At 61.3% G+C, this 19003-nt stretch carries 20 protein-coding genes; 9 read left to right on the top strand and 11 right to left on the bottom strand.

Translation table 11 applies throughout. From position 1 onward, the window contains the following. Positions 1-12: 12 nt before the first annotated feature. The 5 genes from KVT38_RS27510 to KVT38_RS27490 all read right to left on the bottom strand — a co-directional run bounded on the left by KVT38_RS27510 (position 13) and on the right by KVT38_RS27490 (position 4237). Complete coding sequence (locus KVT38_RS27510; protein ID WP_217596957.1) at positions 13-543, bottom strand: hypothetical protein; 531 nt, start codon at positions 541-543, stop codon at positions 13-15. Then, on the bottom strand, positions 540-1061 hold the full coding sequence (gene paiA, locus KVT38_RS27505) for a spermidine/spermine N(1)-acetyltransferase (protein ID WP_217596956.1): 522 nt from the start codon (positions 1059-1061) through the stop codon (positions 540-542). The genes KVT38_RS27510 and paiA overlap by 4 nt, the downstream gene beginning before the upstream one ends. A gap of 20 nt (positions 1062-1081) precedes the next feature. Further along, positions 1082-1534 (bottom strand): MarR family winged helix-turn-helix transcriptional regulator, encoded by a 453-nt coding sequence (locus KVT38_RS27500; protein ID WP_217596955.1) that lies wholly within the window; start codon positions 1532-1534, stop codon positions 1082-1084. 162 nt (positions 1535-1696) lie between these two features. Next, positions 1697-3202 carry an alpha-glucosidase/alpha-galactosidase gene (gene melA / locus KVT38_RS27495; RefSeq protein ID WP_217596954.1) on the bottom strand — a complete coding sequence of 502 codons (1506 nt, stop codon included), beginning with the start codon at positions 3200-3202 and terminating at the stop codon, positions 1697-1699. Between the two features lie 129 nt (positions 3203-3331). Beyond that, positions 3332-4237: an AraC family transcriptional regulator gene (locus tag KVT38_RS27490; protein ID WP_217596953.1), complete on the bottom strand. Its 906-nt coding sequence runs from the start codon at positions 4235-4237 to the stop codon at positions 3332-3334. A 118-nt stretch (positions 4238-4355) separates the two neighbouring features. Between KVT38_RS27490 and KVT38_RS27485 the strand changes: the two genes are divergently transcribed. From KVT38_RS27485 to KVT38_RS27475, 3 genes are all read left to right on the top strand, one after another. Further along, complete coding sequence (locus KVT38_RS27485) at positions 4356-5267, top strand: J domain-containing protein (protein ID WP_217596952.1); 912 nt, start codon at positions 4356-4358, stop codon at positions 5265-5267. 378 nt (positions 5268-5645) lie between these two features. Beyond that, entirely contained in the window at positions 5646-5861 is a 216-nt protein-coding gene (locus KVT38_RS27480; RefSeq protein ID WP_217596951.1) for a hypothetical protein, read from the top strand. A 115-nt stretch (positions 5862-5976) separates the two neighbouring features. Beyond that, a complete protein-coding gene (locus tag KVT38_RS27475; protein ID WP_217596950.1) occupies positions 5977-6660 on the top strand; it encodes a M50 family metallopeptidase in 684 nt (227 codons plus the stop codon). Positions 6661-6686: 26 nt separating this feature from the next. Here the strand turns inward: KVT38_RS27475 and KVT38_RS27470 are convergent, their stop codons facing one another. The 3 genes from KVT38_RS27470 to KVT38_RS27460 all read right to left on the bottom strand — a co-directional run bounded on the left by KVT38_RS27470 (position 6687) and on the right by KVT38_RS27460 (position 9528). Beyond that, positions 6687-7376, bottom strand: a complete 690-nt coding sequence (locus KVT38_RS27470) for an AIM24 family protein (protein ID WP_217596949.1) — start codon at positions 7374-7376, stop codon at positions 6687-6689. Positions 7377-7379: 3 nt separating this feature from the next. Beyond that, positions 7380-7892 (bottom strand): hypothetical protein, encoded by a 513-nt coding sequence (locus tag KVT38_RS27465; protein WP_217596948.1) that lies wholly within the window; start codon positions 7890-7892, stop codon positions 7380-7382. 79 nt (positions 7893-7971) lie between these two features. Beyond that, on the bottom strand, positions 7972-9528 hold the full coding sequence (locus KVT38_RS27460; protein WP_217596981.1) for an NAD(P)H-hydrate dehydratase: 1557 nt from the start codon (positions 9526-9528) through the stop codon (positions 7972-7974). Positions 9529-9664: 136 nt separating this feature from the next. On the opposite strand from KVT38_RS27460, the gene KVT38_RS27455 reads away from it, so the two are divergent. Further along, entirely contained in the window at positions 9665-10270 is a 606-nt protein-coding gene (locus KVT38_RS27455) for a biliverdin-producing heme oxygenase (RefSeq protein WP_217596947.1), read from the top strand. 24 nt (positions 10271-10294) lie between these two features. Next, entirely contained in the window at positions 10295-12856 is a 2562-nt protein-coding gene (locus KVT38_RS27450) for a diguanylate cyclase domain-containing protein (RefSeq protein WP_217596946.1), read from the top strand. Positions 12857-12889: 33 nt separating this feature from the next. Here the strand turns inward: KVT38_RS27450 and KVT38_RS27445 are convergent, their stop codons facing one another. Continuing rightward, positions 12890-13714 (bottom strand): SPL family radical SAM protein, encoded by an 825-nt coding sequence (locus KVT38_RS27445; RefSeq protein WP_217596945.1) that lies wholly within the window; start codon positions 13712-13714, stop codon positions 12890-12892. Between the two features lie 774 nt (positions 13715-14488). On the opposite strand from KVT38_RS27445, the gene KVT38_RS27440 reads away from it, so the two are divergent. After that, positions 14489-15388: a DNA-3-methyladenine glycosylase family protein gene (locus KVT38_RS27440; protein ID WP_217596944.1), complete on the top strand. Its 900-nt coding sequence runs from the start codon at positions 14489-14491 to the stop codon at positions 15386-15388. 47 nt (positions 15389-15435) lie between these two features. On the opposite strand, the gene KVT38_RS27435 is transcribed toward KVT38_RS27440, so the two are convergent. Both KVT38_RS27435 and KVT38_RS27430 read right to left on the bottom strand, forming a co-directional pair. Then, positions 15436-15963: a methylated-DNA--[protein]-cysteine S-methyltransferase gene (locus tag KVT38_RS27435; RefSeq protein WP_217596943.1), complete on the bottom strand. Its 528-nt coding sequence runs from the start codon at positions 15961-15963 to the stop codon at positions 15436-15438. Further along, positions 15960-16571 (bottom strand): bifunctional transcriptional activator/DNA repair enzyme AdaA, encoded by a 612-nt coding sequence (locus KVT38_RS27430; protein ID WP_217596942.1) that lies wholly within the window; start codon positions 16569-16571, stop codon positions 15960-15962. The genes KVT38_RS27435 and KVT38_RS27430 overlap by 4 nt, the downstream gene beginning before the upstream one ends. Positions 16572-16781: 210 nt before the next feature. Between KVT38_RS27430 and KVT38_RS27425 the strand changes: the two genes are divergently transcribed. From KVT38_RS27425 to KVT38_RS27415, 3 genes are all read left to right on the top strand, one after another. Continuing rightward, on the top strand, positions 16782-17792 hold the full coding sequence (locus KVT38_RS27425; protein ID WP_217596941.1) for a LacI family DNA-binding transcriptional regulator: 1011 nt from the start codon (positions 16782-16784) through the stop codon (positions 17790-17792). 30 nt (positions 17793-17822) lie between these two features. Continuing rightward, positions 17823-18548, top strand: coding sequence for a ThuA domain-containing protein (locus tag KVT38_RS27420; protein ID WP_217596940.1), 726 nt, complete (start codon positions 17823-17825; stop codon positions 18546-18548). Positions 18549-18581: 33 nt separating this feature from the next. Beyond that, positions 18582-19003, top strand: a 422-nt coding sequence (locus KVT38_RS27415) for a Gfo/Idh/MocA family protein (RefSeq protein ID WP_217596939.1), incomplete at its 3' end; no start/stop codon positions are given.

Raw genomic sequence — 19003 nt, 5'->3', positions numbered from 1 at the left:
GTTGAACCGCGCTTAACTTCCGCCGTCCAACACGCGTTTCAGCACCTCGATCGCCTGCTCCGCACGCCGGTTCAAGGCCCGCTTGTCCTTCAGCCCGTGCGCCGCCAGATCGTGCCCGGCGTCCAGGATGAGCGGCTTTTCGACGATATCGTCCAGCAAGATCTTCGCCGTTCGCACCGATTCGTGCAGCATCGGGACCGGCACCCTGCCCTGCAGTGCCTGCAGCATCGCTACGATCCGCTCCGCGTATATCAGCTTTACGAGACTGTCCGCGCTCATCAGATGCCTCGCCGCAAACTTGATCGCGCGCTCCAAAGGGCGGACGTCCTTGCGATCCTTCGCGATCTCCTCCAGCCGGCCGACGGCTTCCCATCCCCGGATCGACAGTTCGCCCGCCAAGCCTTCGATCAGCTCCTCGAGCCAATGCGCCTCATCTTCGGGGGACGCATCTAACGCTTTGTACGCCTCATACTCGCCCGCCTGGTACATCCGAATCGTGCTGCCCCCGTACGTCATGAATATCCGCTTCGCGTCTTCCCTCATCGCGCGATCGTCCTGGTCATGACAAGATCGGTCTGCGCCTCGTCGCCCAACTGAAAAACATGGGTTCCCGTTTGCACGAATTCCTGCTTCTGATAAAAGGCGATCGCGCCATCGTTCATCTCCCAAACGCCCAGCCAAACCTTCTTTTTCAGACGTGCCGACGCGATTTCCATCGCCTTGTCCATCAACTGCTTGCCAAACCCTCTTTTATGAAACTTCTGCCGAACGTAAATCCGCTCGATCTCGAGCGATTCTTCTCCCATTCGCTCCGTTTGCGCGTTGCCGGCGTTTACCTTTAAATAGCCCGCCGCTTCCCCGTCTGCGTAGATTAAATAAATTTCCGAGTCCGGGTTCGACCATTCCCGCTCCAGCCGTTCAGGGTTAAACGCCGTTTCCAGGTAGGCCGCCATTTGCTCGGGCGAGTTTTGCTCGAGAAACGTTTCGCGAAACGTCTCGATGCCGATTTGCCGCAGCTGTGCCAAATCTTCGTACGCGCAACTTCTGATCTCGATCGTCACGGCAGTCAGCCCCTTTCCGTTCAGTAGATTCGCTTGTTTCCCTTCTTGACGAAGTCCCAGTCCTTCTCGACGTTGATCCTGACCCGCCTAAGCAGGCTGATCAAGATGTCTTTTTCGACATCGGACAATCCGCTTAACGCGACTTCGTCGGAGTAGTCGTTTTCCCTTTTGATATACGGGTATACCGTTCGGCCTTTTTCGGAAGGAAACAATTTTTTGATTTTCAAATTGTCCGGATCGTCCTTCCGCTCGATAAAGCCGTTCGCTTCAAGCTTCTGAATCGCGCGGGCGGCCGTCGTCCTGTCGACCTTGATCATCTCGGCCAGCTTTTCTTGTATGATGCCCGGATGCTCGCAGATGCGCACGAGATAAAGGTACTGTCCTTTGGTCAGATCGAAGGACTTGAATTCAATGTTGCTGATCGAATCCAGGGCCCTTGCGATCATGCCGATTTCGCGCAGCGCTTCCGTCATCTTCTCGCCCCCGCCCATCCCGCAGTTTGAAGTTCGATATTTAAACTCTAACCTCTTTTTGTTGTATTTGCAACAAAATCAATTCGCAACTTCGCTTCAACACTTTTCCTCCTGATGAAAAAGGAAACGGGCCCGCTCTCCCAAGAGAGCCGGCCCGATCGTTCAGTGCGCCGCTGCGCGTTCCTTGCCTTTGTCCGCTTCGCCCGCGTTCTTGTTGGCGGCCTCGCGGTCCTGCTGCATCTCCTCGACCGTCTTGACGTGCAGGCGCGCCGCGCCCCTGTAGCCCTCGCGCGTCGGCAGCAGGTCGCCCGATGCGAGTCTCGCTTTCGCCTCGGCGATGGACGCGCCGTACTGCGGCAGCCACCGCTCCTGGGCGACCAGCATCTCGTCGACCATCTGCCAGATCTCCTTCGGATTGCAGACGGCGCCGACGAGCGGATCCATCATGAACGCCTGACGCAGCAGCTTGTCGTCGCCGCGCACCGCTGCTTCGACGGCCAGGCGCTGCACGGAGATGCTGACGTTGCAGACGGCAGCCGGTCCGAGCGGCAGATCGCCGATGCGAGGCATGGAGATGCCGTTGCGGTCGACGTAGCCCGGGGCTTCGATGACCGCGTCGGCGGGCAGATTGGCGATGACGCCGTCGTTGATCACGTTGAAGTGCCCGCGGTAGACGCGCCCGGTCTCCAGTCCCTCGATAATGTAGGAGCCGTGCTCGTGACTGCGCTCGCCGGCCTCGTACTTCAGCGCCGGGTCCTTCATCCAGTTCGGGAAGTCGGTCTCGAACCAGTTGCGGCCCTCGGTGCAGACGCGCAGGTAGCCGCCCGTCTCCCCGTTGATCCAGCTGCCCAGGTCGATCCAGTCGTTGATCTCGTCCGGACGCTTGCGGTACCAGGGCACGTATTCGCTTAAGTGGCCGTTCGACTCGGTGCTGTAGTAGCCGAAGCGGCGCAGCATGTCGATGCGGACCTTCTCCGTGCGGCTGAAGTCCTCATGCGCCTCGAACGCCGCGAGCAGCTTGCCCGTCAGGTCTTCCCCGTTGTGCTTGATCTGGATGTACCAGGTCTGATGGTTGATGCCCGCGCAGACGATATCGACTTCCTCCGTCTTGAGACCGAACGCCTGCGCGATCTGCCAGTGGCCGCCCTGCACGCCGTGGCACAGGCCGATCGTCCGCACGCCGCCGTACTTGTTGCACGCCCAGGTGAGCATCGCCATCGGATTGGCGTAGTTCAGCAGCGTCACATCCGTTGCCGCGACCTCGCGGATATCCTTGCAAATGTCCAGCATCGCGGCGATGCCGCGCTGGCCGTACATGATGCCGCCCGCGCAGAGCGTATCGCCGACGCATTGGTCGACGCCGTACTTCAGCGGGATGTCGACGTCAGTCGCGAACGCCTCGAGTCCGCCGACCCGGATCGTGCAGATGACGTACTTCGCGCCCTTGAGCGCCTCCCTGCGGTCGGTCGTTGCGGAGATTTGAATGGCCAGTCCGTTCTCCTCGATATCGCGCTGACACAGCTGCGTGACCATCTCCAGGTTGTGCGGATTGATGTCCGTAAACGCAACCTCGATGTTCGCGAACTCCGGCACGCTCAGCAAATCGCGAAGCAGCCCCCGCGTAAATCCGATGCTTCCCGCACCGATAAACGTAATTTTAAACGACATATACAAATCAGCCTCCTTCTTGATAATCGCCAATGGTCAAGCGCAAGCTTCGTCACAGCCATTGTACCGATCGATCAAGAGGAAGCGTTATCAGAATTACAGCCGATTCAAGGTCCTGGTTGTGTAAAATTACAGCTTTTCGTTCGTATTCCACAGATGGCGGTCTTGCGCGGAGCGATATTCGACGGGCGTCATGCCGGCATGCTTTTTGAACAGCGCGTGAAAGTACGATCGGCTCGCCACCCCTACGTATTCGCAAATGTCGGCGATCGGAATGTCGGTGTGCGACAGCAGCATTTTGGCCCGCTCCATCCGGTGCGCCGTCAGATAAGCCGTGATCGGCTGGCCGACCTGCCGCTTGAACAGCCGCTGCAAATAGCTCGGATGCAGGTTCGCCGCGCCGGCGATATCGCGAAGCCTGATGTCGCGGTCGTAGTTTTCCTGCATGTAGGCGACCGCCTGCTTCACGTACAGATCCGCCTGCGGAAGCCCCGTCGCGCTGCTCTCCGCGAGCAGCCTCGCGATGCGGAAGAGCAGCTGCGCCATCAGCAGCTGCGCCAGCGCGCCGCCGTCGCCGCCCTGCAGATCGAGCTCCAGCACGAGACTTTTGAGTGCGTGAAGCACCTCGTCGGGATCGCTGAGCGTCGCGCTGGGGCCGGGCGAACGAAGGAGCGCGTCAAGCGCGGCGTCTTCCTCGGCGAGCTTGCGCAGCGGAGGCACGACGCCGTCGGCCGCGGCCAGATCGAACTCGACGTTCAGCATCCGGCAGGCGCGATCGACCTGCAGCCGATGCGGGACGTTCGCGTTCAGGACGATGAAATCTCCCTTGCGGAGCGGCCGAATCGACTCCCTGCCTTGTCCGGCGTCGATCGCCACCAGGCATTCGCCGGCCATGACGTACATGATCTCCGTCGAATCGTGGGTGTGCGCGTCCATCCGATTGACCGCCCACTCCTTGAAGTAATAGGCATGCACGCGCGGACGGCAATCGCCGCTTTTCCAAGTCTCGTGAAACAATCCGTTATGCGCTGCCATCCCGTCGTCCTCCCGTCTCTGCTCATCTTATCGCATCCGGCGTACGAAGTGGAAGCCGCGCCCGGAATCGCGTATACTGGAAATAACGCATTCATCGACAGAAGGTGACTTTCTATTCATGGAAGAACAGAATGACCTGATCAAGCTGAAGCAAGCCTACGCCGAGCTCGGACTGCCCGAGGACGCGGACCGGGAAGCGCTCGACAACCGCTACTACGTGCTCATGCGGAGGGCGCGCACCCAGAAGATGCGCGAGCACGGCGAAGCGCCGGCCGGCGAGCGCGTCGACGAGGACAAGATCAACGCGGCCTACCGGTTCATCAAGGACTACGAGGAAGAGCAGGCCAAGGCCGCGTACGCCCGCGAGACCTACGGCAGCGATCCGAAGAAGGCGGCCCGCGCGGTGAAGCGCGCCCACTTTTTTCACTATTACAAGTTTCATATTTTGGGCGCGATCGTGCTTCTCATCGCCATCGGCTACGGCATCAAGAGCTACGTCGATCACCGTCACGAGCAGGCGGAGCTCGCCAAGCTCCCGCCGGTCGACGTCTCGGTCATGTTTTTCGGCAATTATTTGTACGGTGACGGCATCAACCCCGACATGACGAACGTCGAGGCGGACATGCTGAAGCAGTTTCCCGATTGGAAGCGCGTCGTCGCGTCGCTCACGTACGTGCCCGCCGAGACCCGCAGCGAACAGGACATGGCGCTCCTTCAGAAGAGCATGCTCGTGCTCATGACGGACAAATCGGACCTGTACATCATGGACAAGATCAACTTCGAAAAGCTGGCGCCGCAAGAGGGACTTTTGCCGCTTGACGGCGACGGCTTTCCCGACGGCGTCCAGGTCAAGTCCAAGACGGAGAAGGATACGGCCGAACGCGTCTACGGCGTGGACCTGAGCGGCTCGGCCCTGTTGAAGGCGCTCGGCATTCAAGGCACTACCGAGTTCATCGCCGGCATCCGCGCCAATGCCAAGCATCCCGACCAGGCCAAAGCGTTCATCCGGCATTATTTGGGCGACTCCTGACCGACCTTGCGAAGCCCGATATTCCGAAGCTCGTCCGCGCGATTTGCGCCGGCGGGCTTTTTCCATTCCCTGGTTTAACCTCGGATAGGCCCGGGTAATAGGACATACATTCCACTTCGGAAAACGGGAGGCGATTCATTTGTTCGTTCACGGCAAGTGCATCGGCCGGACGTTGTTTGTGAAAACCCGCTCCGGTCGCTGGGTTCATCTCAAGACGCTTAGGCAGGTATGATCGGGTGTTGGCGAGATTCGGCATGGCGGCCGCTTCGGCTTAAGGAAGCGGCCTTTTGGCTTTTAGGCGCTTTTTTTGCGGTGCGGCGATTCGCCGCACGCGCATGACGGGTATAAGGTACGTATCAAAGCAATCGGAGGTACGACATGTCTTCGACCTTTCTATTTATGCTGTGTCTGGCCGATGTCGTCGCCGCGTCCGTCCTGCTGGCTACCGGCCTCAGTCCGGGTGTCGGCGTCGCGATGCTCGTGGCGGGCTGCATCGTATCGCTCGTAGGCGTATTCACGATCGTGCAAGCCGCGGCTCCCGCGCAGCGCATCGAACAACGCAGGGCCTACAGCGGCAAGAGCGTGACACGCTGACGCCTGTCCGCCTTTTATTTTTGCGCACCCGGACCGGGTGCTTTTTTTTATTGGCCGTTTCCGCTCACCTTCTCGTATAATATACGAATAAATCATACGATAACGGAGGACCGCTATGGGAAAATGGCTCATGACCCTCTTGTACTTGGCGGTATCCGTCTTTTTGACGCGGCTGATTCCGTTCTCTTCCTTTTTCCGCAACCTGGATACGATGATGCATGAATTCTGCCACGCGCTCACCGCACTGCTGCTGTCCGGCCAGGTGCTCGGCATCGAGCTTCACTCGGATCACAGCGGCGTCACCTATACGAGACTCGCCTCGTCCTGGTCTTCGCTCCCGGTGTCCATGTCCGGCTACGTCGGCGCTTCGCTGTTCTCCCTGCTCCTGTTCGCGCTTCATCGCCGCCGGGCGCAGCGGCTCGGACTCGCCCTCATCGTCGCGGTTGCCGCTCTGATGCTCATCCTGTTCGTGCACGGCGGATTCGGGATGGCTTGGCTCGCCGTTTTTATCGCATTGACCGGGACGATGCTGTTCCTCGGTCCCAAGATCCGCAGCTTCTATTATTTGCTGCTGGCCTTCCTGACGCTCGAGGAGTCCGCGCTCGGTCCGATTACGCTTGCGCTGACGGCCCTGAGCAGCCCTTCCAGAGCCGGCGACGCCACGAATTTGGCGAACGCGACGGGCGTGCCCGCCGTTTTTTGGGCATTGCTGTTCGTCCTCGTCTCGCTCGCGTGCGCGACGCGTTCGCTGCAGCTGTTCATGCGCGGCAGAAAAGAAGACAAGGCATACGGACGCTAACCCCGCGTCCTATGCCTTGCCCGTCCTCACTTGATATAAACGCTGCCGAACGGCAGCAGCTCGCGCAGCAGACGCTTGAACCAGCCGTCCCCGTGCAGCTGCTCGGCCAGTCCCGGGTCCGGCGAGCCGACCTGGATTAAGGCTGGCCCGCGCCCCGTCAGCTGCCATTGCACGTTCATATGCTGGCTGGCGAGCGTGTTGCCGTAGACGGACAGCCGGACGTCCGCCCGTTCCGGGTAAGCGACGAGCGCGCCGGATTCGGCGTACAGCGGCACCTCCGGGTTCAGCTCGACCGAGGCGAGATCGCCCGAGGCGAACACGCCCACGCGGCCCGGCCCCGAGAAGCGCATCCGCACCCACTCCCTCGTGATCCAGGCCGTCTTAATCTTCTGGATGCGGCTCTGCATCCGAAGCCCTTCCGTATAGAACAGCACATGCCGAAAGTTGAACATCAGATCGCTGTCCTCCGGAATATCGATCACGGTCAGACTGCAGCCCGCGGGCAGGCCGAGGATCAGCTCGGCCGGTCCGGCGAGGCGCGAACGGACCCATTTGCGCTTGCGATATGCGTTGGCCAGGTCCATGAAGCGGTCCTCCCGCTGAGCGGGCTTGCCCTGGAAGGCGACGATAGCCCTGGGATGCAGTACATGCAACGCCTCTTCCTCGCCAAGCGAGATTCGCACTTGTCCGAGCGGCGCCGGCGTCGTGATCTCCATCTGCTAGGTCCTCCAGCTGCCGCTGCGCTGCCGTCGCCACACCGAGTAGCGCCACAGCCGGATCGTCAGCAAATAAAGGACGCCCGCGCCAAGCACGGCAGCGATGCTGTAGACCGTTTTGCGGGTTAACGCGGCGCGGGCCTTCTGCCTCTCGGTCATATCGGCCAGCTGCTTGTTCAGCGCTTCGTTCTGCTCCGCCAGCGCCTCGTTGCGCGCGTTCAGCGCCTCGGTTTCCGCCAGGTACTGCTCGGTCTGGTTCTGCATGGCTTCCGCGCGCCGGTTCAGCTCCTCCGTCTGCTCCTGCAGCTTTTGCTGGCTCTCGATATACTGATCTCTAAGCTCGTCTACTTTCTCGGGCGTCTGATAGATATCCTTGAACCGGTCGTACATGGTGGCGGCCGCGGCCTCGGAAGAAGCGTAAGCGAACAGGAAAACGGCGCAAGCCGCGGTCAATAGCCATGCCCGCCGGGCCCGTCGTCGACCGGCTGCCGATGCGCTCTTGCGTAAAGTGGTCATAGATTCGCTCCTCTCCGCTGCCGCGCAGCCCTATCTTTCTATTCTAACACGATTCGTCAGCGTTCGCCCGAATGCGAGCCTACAGCGCCTCGATAATATCGCCGGCGATCAGGGAAGCCGCCTGCGGGCGCAAAGCCGCCGCACGGTCTCCCGCGAGACCGTGCCAATACACGCCGCAAGCGGCCGCCTCGAGCGCGTCCAGGCCTTGTCCGAGCAAGCTGCCGATGACGCCTGCGAGCGCATCCCCTGCGCCTCCGGTCGCCATGCCCGGGTTGCCGGTCGTATTGACGAACGCCCGTCCGTCCGGCGAAGCGACGACCGTGCGGGCGCCCTTCAGCACGACGGTCACGCCGTGTCTTGCGGCATAATCGCGCGCCAGCCCGATCCGGTCGCGCTGCGCCTCGGGCACGGTCAAGCCGGCGAGCCGCGCCATCTCGCCCGGATGCGGCGTGATGACCGTCGGCGCCTCGCGCCGCGGCCATACGCCGGGATGACGGCCGGCGTCCGCGATCATGTTAAGCGCGTCGGCATCGACCAGGACCGGCGCCTGCACGCGCTCCAGCACGGTGCGCAGCCATGCGCCGTCGCCGGCCCAGCGCCCCATGCCGGGCCCGACGACGAGCGCGTCGGCGCCTTCGGCCGCATCGGCGAGCCGTTCGGGCTTCACCTGCCGCCACTCGCCGGCCCCCTCGTCCGGTATGGCCCGCAGCATGATCTCGGGCGCGAAGCCCCGCAGTCCCGGCGCAGCGGCCGCCGGCTGCGCCCAGCTCACCAGCCCGCTGCCGGCGCGCAAGGCGGCGCGGGCGCTCAGCAGCCCGGCGCCGCTCATGAGCGCGGAGCCGGCCGCGACCAGCACATGACCGTACGTACCTTTGTGCGAGTCCTCCCTCCGCGGCAGCGGGAACGACAGTCCCAGCTTCGCCTGCAGCGATTCGGCGTTCAATAAATACGTTTGGACGCCGGCCCGCTCGGCCGCATCGGCGGGAATGCCGATCGGCCTGACGACGACCTCGCCCGCGTATTCGGCGCCCTGGTGCTGATGGAGCCCCCGCTTCGCATAGGCAAGCGCCACGGTTACTTTCGCGCGAATGCACGCTTTCGCGACGGCGCCGGTGTCCGCGTTCAAGCCGCTCGGAATATCGACCGCGACGACCGGCAGCCCGCTTCCGAGGGACGCTTCGATCAACGCGGCGTAAGGCGGGCGCGGTTCGCCCGCGCTCCCGGTGCCGAGCAGCGCGTCGATCAGGCCGTCAAACCCGGCGAACCAGCCGGCGTCCGCGTCCTGCCCGGGCTCCGCGTACAAGCGAGCCGGTATGCCCAGCCGGCTCGCGATGTCCCGCTGCAGCGCAGCCGCGCCGCGCATCCGCTCCGGCGGCTCCGCGTACAGCACCGCGACGCGGCAGCCCATGTCTCGGAGATGCCGCGCGCAGACGAGCCCGTCTCCCCCGTTGTTGCCCTTGCCAACGAGGATCAGCCAGCCGAAGTCCGTGCCTTTGCCCGTCGCTTCGGCGAAACGCCTTGCCTCTTCGGCGACGGCGCGGCCCGCGTTTTCCATGAGCGCCTCCTGCGGAATGCCGACCTCCTCGATCGTGCCCGCGTCGATCGTCCGCATTTCTTCGGATGTTACAAGCTCCATACGCACTGTTACACGCTCCTTTTATAGAATTATTAAACATTTTTAACATTCCAAACGCTGTTAATTTTCTCCGCCGGTCGCTTTTCGCAGTATGAATTTGTTACTATTAAAAAAGGATGGGAGGAGATCGTTACCGATGTCCGATATATTAACGCAGCTTAAGGAACGAACCGCGCCCCAGCACCGCCGCGCGGAGCAGAATAAATATACGTCGGCGATGCTGGATCATACGATATCGCTGGAGCAATACCGGGAATACCTGGCCTTATTTTACGGCTATATCCTCCCTCTCGAACGCGTATTCGAAGCAAGACCGGAGTGGGAAGACCTTCGGTTCGATATTAGCGCCCGGACGAAGCATCGCTTGCTCGAAGCGGACTTGCACGCTCTCGGCCTGGACGCGCGCGCGGTCGACAACCTGCCGCACTGCCAATCGCTCCCCGACGTGTCGTCGTTCCCTCGCATTCTCGGATGTATGTACGTGCTTGAAGGATCCACGCTAGGCGGCCAGATGCTGACCAAGCTGCTCATGAAGGATCTGCCCGTCTCGCCGGATACGAACGCTCGCTACTTCAACAGCTACGGAGCGGATGTCCGCGAGCGCTGGGCCGAGTTCCGCGAGCTGCTGACCGCGCAGGCTCGCACAGGAGAGGATGAACGCGAGATGCTGGCTTCGGCCGGCCAGACCTTCGACCGCTTGCGCGATTGGATCGAAGCGCCGAACGGGACGGTATCCCGATAAATATTCGAAAAAGGCTGGTGTATAATGACTGATGATTACGATCAGAAATTCGAAAACGAACTGAATCGCTCGCTGCTGACCGAAGGCGACTTTACGGACGAGCCGATCGACCTGACCAACTGCGAGAAAGAACCGATTCATATTCCCGGCATGATTCAGCCTCACGGCGTGCTGCTCGCCGCGACGAACGACGATGCGCGCACGGTCGTGCAGTGCAGCCGCAATGTCGATCTGATGCTCGGAGCGCCCGCGGAGTCGCTGCTCGGACAGCCGTTGTCCGCCGCTATCGGCGAAAAGGCCCTTACGATTATCGAGGAGTCTCTCGTCCGTCCTGCAGCAGGGGATAAGCAGCATTTCCTCGAGATGACGATCGATCTGCCGGACGGACCGGCCGAATTTTTCGTGATCTTCCATGTCAGCGACGATCTCCTGGTCGTCGAGCTGGAGCGACCTACCGCAGACGATGCGCCCCCCGTGGACGACTTCGAATGGGTCCAGGCGTTTTTTACGCGCATCAAACGAACGCATAGCAGAGCCGGCGCCAGCCAGGTGGCCGCAGAACTCGTCAAGGACATTCTCGGCTACGACCGCGTGATGGTGTACGAATTCGACGCGGACTGGAACGGCAAAGTCATCGCCGAAGCAAAAAACAGCACAATGGAACCTTTCCTTGGCCATCACTACCCCGCATCCGACATTCCGAAGCAGGCCAGAGCGCTGTACGTGCGCAATTGGGTGCGTACGATCGTCGATATGGACTACGAGCCTGTGCCGATCGTCCCTACGCTACAACCGTCCGGCAAACCGCTGAACTTGAGCTTGTCCGTCCTGCGCAGCGTATCGCCGATTCATCTCGAGTATATGAAAAACATGGGCGTAGGCGCCACGATGACCATCTCGCTCATTTATGGCGGCGAGCTCTGGGGCATGATCGCCTGCCATCACGAGACGCCCAAATACGTACCGCATCGGCAGCGCAATCTTTGCAATTTCCTCGGGTCGTTTTTCTCCAGCGAGCTTCACCAGCGCCAACGGCTGGACGACTACCAGGACGAGCTCCATCTAAAGTCGCTGGCCCAGCGGCTCGCGCGCATTTTCGGAGCGCCGGGCACGCCCGAACAGCTGAAGAGCAAGCTGAGCGCAGACGAGGACGCGCTGTTGTCCGTGATGAACGCATCCGGGGCGGCCGTACAGTTCAAAGGACGTCTCCTGCTGTTCGGCATCACGCCGGGCGCAGCCGAGATCGTTAAGCTCGCGGTCTGGCTGAGTCAGCAGGCGGAGGATTACGCGTACCATACGAATCGGCTCTCCTCGGTTTATCCGCAGGCGGCAGCTTATCCAGACAAAGCGGCCGGCGTCGTGTTCCTGTCGCTCTCCTCGGACTATCGCGATCATATTTTGTGGTTCCGTCCGGAGGTTGTTCAGACCGTTACCTGGGCGGGAGATCCGGCCAAGGCGGTCGTACGGAGCGGCGAAGGGTACCGAATCTCGCCCCGCAAATCGTTCGAGGCGTGGCAGGAAGTCGTCACAAACACTTCGCTTCCCTGGGAACCGAAGGAGCTTCATACGCTGTCGGACCTGAAGTCCATCGCGCTGAAGCAGACCGAAGAGGATCTGAGGCTAGCCGAGGAAAAGTCGATCTTGTACGCGCGCACGCTCAAAGAAAACGAGTCGCGGTATTTGCAGCTGATGGAGTATTCGGCCGTCGCATTCGTCACGCTGACCGAAGGCCGAATCGTATTTGCGAACCTCGAAGCCGCCCGGCTGCTTGGCGTCTCCGAAGCGGCCGCTCTGATCGGCCGCGACCTCGTCGAATGGATCGCTCCGTCCTCCGAGACCGAGCTCGCGGACATGCTGAGCCGCATCGTCACGGCTTCGACGCAGCTTCGGTCCTGCCGTCTCCGAATGAAAGCCGACTCCGAAGCGGCTGACGTGCCTGCCGAGCTGGAAATGACGCTTGCCCATGTCGTGTACGGCGGCAAACCGTCGATCATGGCGATTGCCCGGGAAGCGTCGGGAGATGCCGGCGAAGAAAATCTGTTCACGGAAGTGACGCGCGAGCTGTCCCGTTACATTCATACGGACAGCCTGACCGAGCTGCCGAACAGACGCTGCTTCGACGAAAATCTGGCTCAAGATTGGCTGAAATGCGCGGACGACGGCCAAGCGATGGCGATCATTATGCTCGATCTCGACAATTTCCGGTCGTACAACGCCATGTTCGGCTATCAAGGCGCCGACAACTGTCTGCGCTGGGTCGCCGAATCGCTGAGCGCGGTCGGGAACTTGCGAGATGCAGTCGTCTCCCGGTACGGCGGCGCTTCGTTCGTTCTGACGCTCGCGGAAGAGCCTACGACGGAAGGCCTCGCCCGTGTCGACATGCTGGCCGATCAGCTCCGGCAGACGGTCGTCTCGCTGCAGATTCCGCATCCGCAGCCCGGCGTCGGCGAGTATTTGACGGCAAGCGTAGGCGTCGCCGTCGAGTCCGACGTTCGCGAAGGGACGCCGTCGGACTTGGTAGCCCGCGCGGAGAAGGCGCTCGCGGTCGCCAAAGCGGAAGGGAAAAACCGCGTCTCCGTATTGTAAGGCGAGCTCTAGAGGCGATGATCGCCGATGCAGCTAAGGCGCGAAGCCCGATTTGCTGATCGTCAGCTCTTCTTCCCCATAGTGCTTGGCGAACCGTTCGTATACGATTCGCCAAGCACTCGGAGAATGCCAAGCGGTCATGTCGAGCTTGGCGTACAGCGGCTCGAGGCCCAAGCTTTTCGTTCGGCGCCCGCCGCTGCCGTCCCCCATCTCGAAGTCGTCGATCACGACGCGGTCCGTGACCGGCCTCAGCAAAGCCGGCAAGCGCTCGCTGCTCGGCAGTACGGGCGCGACGGCGGCCTGGACGGGCACGCCGGCTTCCTTCAGCCGGGCGAGCGCCTTAATCCGCGCAGCGATCGGCGGCGCCGCAGGAGAAAATACCCGGCGCACCTCCTCCAGGTCGGTCTCGACGGTCATGCTCACTCTGACGCGACGTCCCAGCCGCAGCAGCAGGTCGATGTCTCGTGTCACCAGCGGGCTGCGCGTCTGCACGAGCAGGAAGTCGGGCGGCGTCTCCGCCATCGCTTCAAGCAGCGAACGCGTGACGCGCTCCCGGTACTCCGCAGGCTGGTACGGATCCGTGCTCGAAGACATGAAGATGCGTACCGGACCTTTAGAAGCTGCGCGGGCAAGCTCCTTGCTCAGCAATTCGGCCGCGCCTTGCTTGACATCCACCCATTCGCCCCACGCTTCCTCGCGGAAAGCCGCCACCGGCATGCCCCTCACGTAGCAATACGAGCAGCCAAAGGCGCAACCCCCATACGGGTTCAGCGTATGCGTATAATTTTCCAGAAAGCCTGACGCGCGATTCAGCAGCGATTTGGGCTTTTTGTATTGCACTGTAGGCTGACCGCTCATGGCTGGCACCTCGCTTGAATGGGTTGGTGTAAGGCGGTAAAGCCGGCCGGATGGCGGCACAGGGCAGCATCGGGCCGGCGATACGCGCATTTGGGCGCTGACATCGCAACAACTATATAAAATGAAGCATTCTCTGGGCTTCGCAAGCTGCGGCGCGCGCTATGTTGCTTGCCGGGAATACGATACTGCTTTAGAGTAACTTTTTGCCCTTACAGCAACATTTAGACTATACTGCGAGACTGTAGAGTAACTTTTTGCCTATACACCACTGTTTAGCTCGCTCCTCAAGGCTGTAGAGTAACTTTTTACCTTTAAACCACTGTTTAGACCGGTTCGCGAGGCTGTAGAGTAACTTTTTACCTTTAAACCACCCGTTATATCGTATCACGAGTGCTTTCTGCAGGCGTCGTTTCGGACCTGGATTTAGAGGTTTTGGATGCGCTGGCGGTCCAATCCGTGTATACGTATTTTTCGACCGCGGTGCCGGATTGGGTGCCATGTCTGGGTGTTTGCAAAAACGATTGACTGGCAGCCGCCACCTGGCCGGCGATACGCGCATTTGGGCGTTATCTCGCAACTGGCAGCCGCCATCGGGCCGGCGTTACGCGCATTCGGGCGCGATCTCGCAGCTGGCAGCCGCTATCGGGCCTGCGATACGCGCATTCGGGCGCGATCTCGCCTCTCGCGCGTTCCCGCTTTTACTAGTATAAAAGCAAATTAACAAAATAACATGCCCCGCGCTTTGCGTTACAATGGCAACGGAGGATGATAACTATGCCGTTCGAACCGTCTATTACACTCGCCGTTCCGGCGGATTACAGCTTTGCCGCCAATCTGGGCTACCTGGCGCGCTCGCCCAAAGAGTGCCTGCATCGCATACAAGGCGACCGCCTGTACAAGGCGCTTCCGCTGCGAGGCACGCCCGTTGTCGAGATCGGTGCTGCCGCGGGCGGTGGGCTGCGCGCCGCCTTCGCCAGCGATCGCGGCATTCCGAGCGACGATGTCCGCGAGGAGGCGGCCGCCTATATCCACGAATGGCTCGACCTGGACACGGAGCTCGATCCCTTCTACCGGCTTGCAGCCGAAGATCCGATTCTGGCTGCCGCGGCTTCTACGCACAAAGGCTTGCGCCTGATCGGCATTCCAGATCTGTTCGAAGCGATGGCATGGGGCATTCTCGGACAGCAGATCAATCTTGCCTTTGCTTATACCCTGAAGGCACGGCTGGTGGAAGCGTACGGCAGCCAGGTCACCGTCGGCGGCGACGCTTATTGGACGTTTCCCGAACCCCATCTCATCGCCGGCTTGGAGGTCAAAGACCTGATGCCGCTGAAGCTCACGGTCAAGAAATGCGAGTATCTCATCCATGTCGCCGAGCTGATCGCAGCCGGCGCATTGTCCAAGGGGATGCTGATGGAATTGGGAGCTCGCGACGCGGAAAAAGCACTCGTCCGTATTCGCGGCATCGGCCCTTGGACCGCGAACTACGTGATGATGCGCTGCCTGCGGATGAAGGATGCCTTTCCGATTGACGACGTCGGCCTGAATCATGCGCTTCGTCATGTCACGGGTCGCGACGCCAAGCCGTCCCGCGAGGAGATCTTGCGGCTTTCCGCCGGCTGGCGCGGTTGGGAGTCGTACGCGACGTTTTATTTGTGGCGATTGCTTTATTAATCGAGAATGCACGCAGCATGAGCCAATAGGCCGGCGACAGCGCCGGGTTAGACCCGGCCGTCTCGCTCCAGCTCAAGCAGTCTGGTCTTCATGTCCAGACCGCCGCGATAGCCGGTCATGGCCCCGCTCTTGCCCACGACGCGATGGCAGGGCACGCATACGAGCACCGGATTGGCGCCGATCGCGGCCCCGACCGCGCGCATGGCGGAAGGCTTGTCGACAAGTGCTGCGATCTCGCTGTACGAGCGCGTTTCTCCGTAGGGGATGCCGAGCAGCGCTTGCCATACCGCCTGCTGAAAGGCGGTCCCCCTCATATCGACGGGCGCTTCGAACGTACGTCGGGCTCCGTTCCAATATTCCGTCAGCTCGCGCACGTACGGCGCCAGCGCGGCGTCGTCCCGGACGAGCTCCGCTCCCCGCAGCCGGGCGCGAACCCAGGCTTCCAACTGCTCGAAGGGCATGTCCGGCGAGCCGATGTAGCAGAGCCCCCGCTCCGTCGCCGCGACGTGCAGCCTCCACATGCCGTTATCGACTTGCGTCCAGCGAACGATAGAACCTTTTTGCGCAATCGTCATTCTGATACCTCCTCATAAACCGGCCTGCGTCCCAGTCTTCTGAATTCGCTCGGCGTCGTGCCGGTTCTCTGTTTGAATACGGTAATAAAATAAGGCACGCTGCCGAAGCCCACGGCATCCGCGATCTCGGCCATCGGCATGCTCGTCGTTCCGAGCAGCTCGATCGCCCGCGCGATGCGCGTCCGCTGTACATATTCGACGGGGGTGACCCCAGCGATTCGCTTGAATATACGGTGCAGGTGATAAGGGCTGCCCCGATACAGCTCGGCGAGACGGTCGAGCGTGATCGGCTCGTAGTAGCAGCGATCGATATACGCCGTCATCTGCCCGACCCACTCCGCATCCGGCAGCTTCCGGTCGGTCGGCCTGCACCGCTTGCAGGGACGGTACCCCGCGTCCAGCGCAGCCTCCGAACCCGCGAAGATCCGCACGTTATCGCGCTTCGGCGCCCGGGATCTGCACGAAGGACGGCAGAAGATCCCCGTCGTCATGACCGCATACCGGAACGAGTCGTTGTACGCCGCATCGTTGCCGACAATAGCCGTCCATTGCTCCTCGTTCGGCGCGTCTCCCGCGTATGCCGTTCGTTTGTTCGTCTTGACGCCCATCCGCATCACCTCCACCCAAGTATACCCGCAATCCCAAGCGTCCGTAAGACTTTCGGATTACAATCGCAAGATTACGAAATTGGCCGCGCTCTGGCGCGAAAAGATCCGATTGACTCCGATGACGCCCGGTGGCATAATGTACGCGTGTACATTGTTCAATTCCGGCTTCTTATTACAACGCGAGCACGCCCGGGGAAGGAGTCGAAACGCATGGCTACGCGCAGGGAAGTCGCCGAGCTGGCCGGCGTGTCCGAGGCGACGGTGTCCCGCGTAATGAACGGCGTCGGCCCGATCAAGGAAGAGACGCGGCGCAAGGTAGCCGCCGCAGCCGCCGAGCTCGGCTATCAATTGAACGCTCTCGCCTCCGGCTTCGCCAAAGGAAGAAGTGGCAACGTCGGCGTCGTGCTGCCGCATGTGCCGAAGGTCAGGCTGTTTTCCACGTATTACTTTTCTGAGATTTTGAGCGGCATCGGGGACGCGCTGCATTTGGCCGGATACGGTCTGCTGCTCCTCTATCGCAATCCGCAGGAGCCTTACGACTATGTATCGCTGTATCGGACGCGAAGAGTAGACGCCTGCCTCATTCTCGGCGCGAGCGCGCTGCCCGAAGAGCGGTCCTCCGTCTTCGCCCTCGCAGACGAAGGATTGCCCTGCTGCGTCGTAGACCAGCGCTATGGTCGGGCCGGCCTTCCCTGCGTGGGCGCCGATCATCGGGCCGGCGCCTATGCGGCGGCGCGGTACATGCTGGACGCCGGCCATCGCCGCATCGGCTTTTTGAACGGTTCGCCGCATTACTCCAACAGCGCGGACCGCTTCGAAGGCTACCGGCAAGCGCTAGCAGAATCCGGGCTGGCACCCGATCACGCGATGCTGTTCGAAGGGAACTACAGCCGCAAGAGCGGACACGAGGCTGCAGACGCGATCTATGAACGACTTGAATCGTTGGACGGCTTGCTTTGCGCGAACGACCGAATGGCGATCGGTGCGATCCAGGGGCTGCGCGAGCGCGGCGTCGACGTGCCGCAGCGGCTGCCTGTCATCGGCTACGACAATTCCGACGCCTCCAGCCTGACCGATCCGCCTCTGACGACGGTCGAGGTGCCTTTTTACGAAATGGGACGACTTGCCGCACAATCGGCGCTGGCAAGCCTGACCGGAGAGAGCCCGGCGACAGACGACGTGCTGCTGCCCACTAAGCTTATCATCAGACGCTCCTGCTGACGGGGCGAAAACGAAAGGGACTGGATATATATGACAAAAAAAGCGCTGATCGTATCGGGCGGCTGGGAAGGCCATCAACCGAAGGAGGTCGCCGAGCTGCTGCGCGGAATCCTCGCCTCCGAAGGCTTCGACGTCGAGGTGTCCGACAAGCTTGAAGCTTACGCAGACAAAGAAAAGCTGATGGGCCTCGATCTGATCGTGCCGAATTGGACGATGGGCCGCATCGAGCAGGAATGGGTCAACAACATCTCCGCTGCGGTTCAGGCCGGAACGGGGCTTGCGGGCATCCATGGCGGCATGTGCGACGCGTTTCGCGAGAACACGGACTGGCAGTTCATGACCGGCGGCCAATGGGTGGCGCATCCGGGCGACGACGGCACCGAATACGTCGTTAACGTCAAGCACAGCTCGAGCCCGCTCGTCGCCGGCATAGCCGACTTTACCGTGAGCACCGAGCAGTATTATCTGCACGTCGATCCGGCCAATGAAGTGCTGGCGACGACCCGTTTCCCGGTCGCACCGGGGCCGCACTCGCCCAACAAGGCCGTCGATATGCCGGTCGTATGGACGAAGCGTTGGGGTCGGGGACGCGTGTACTACAACTCGCTGGGCCATCAAGCGAACATCGTCGCGCTGCCGGTGGTGTCCGAGCTGCTGCGCAGGGGCTTCCTGTGGTGCGCGGAGGGCAAGACGGCGGTCGACAGCGATTATGTCGCGAACGGCGCCTATACGGGCATGCAGGACAACCAGCTGTAATTTGGGAAAAAAGATCGGGAGGGGAACGGTACGGTGGGGAACAAAGTGAAGGTCGGCATTATCGGTACGGGCAACATTAGCGGCATCTACCTGCAGAACGGCAAGCGCTTCGACTCGATGGAGATCGTCGCCTGCGCGGACCTTGACGTCGCCAGAGCGAAGGCGAAGGCAGAAGAGCATGGCATCCGCGGACTTTCCGTGGAGGAATTGCTCGCGGACCCGGATATTCAGATGGTCATCAACCTGACGATTCCGCAAGCGCACGCGGCCGTATGCCTGCAGGCGATTCAAGCCGACAAGCATGTATATGTGGAGAAGCCGTTCGCAGTCAAGCGCGAGGAAGCCCGCGAAGTCGTCGAGCTGGCCCGCCAGAAAGGACTGCTCGTCGGCAGCGCGCCGGATACGTTCCACGGCCGCGGCATCCAGGCATGCGTCAAGATGATCGGGGATGGATG

Origin of the sequence: Cohnella sp. GbtcB17, assembly GCF_019091135.1 — a bacterium.
Classification (GTDB): domain Bacteria; phylum Bacillota; class Bacilli; order Paenibacillales; family Paenibacillaceae; genus Cohnella.
This window is presented reverse-complemented; position numbering and strand designations above follow the sequence as displayed.